Source organism: Escherichia sp. KCJ4928 (assembly GCF_004352695.1).
Lineage (GTDB): Bacteria > Pseudomonadota > Gammaproteobacteria > Enterobacterales > Enterobacteriaceae > ECMA0423.
Map to the genome: position 1 here is coordinate 1 of NZ_SJWV01000851.1, position 255 is coordinate 255.

1 protein-coding gene is annotated in these 255 nt (G+C 52.5%); it reads left to right on the plus strand.

Features of this window, described 5'->3' with window-relative positions; all coding sequences use genetic code 11:
* Window positions 1-255, plus strand: a 255-nt coding sequence (locus E0D98_RS27065) for a hypothetical protein (protein ID WP_165941097.1), incomplete at both ends; no start/stop codon positions are given.

The window sequence follows — 255 nt, forward strand, 5'->3', positions numbered from 1 at the left end:
GGGAATATCAGCCTGTACCGACAGATATTTTCAGTCAGGTGGGGACACCCGGTCGTTATGATCCGGAAGCCATAAACGTTGATATCCGGCCGGAAAAAGTGGCAGAAACGGAGAGTCTGAAACAGTACGCCTGCCGTCATTTTGCCGAACGCTTACCGGAAATGGCGAGAAATGGTGAGCTGGAAAGTTGCCTGGATGTGCACAGAACTCTGGCAAAGGCTGGATTATGGATGGGGATCCAGCACGGGCATCTGG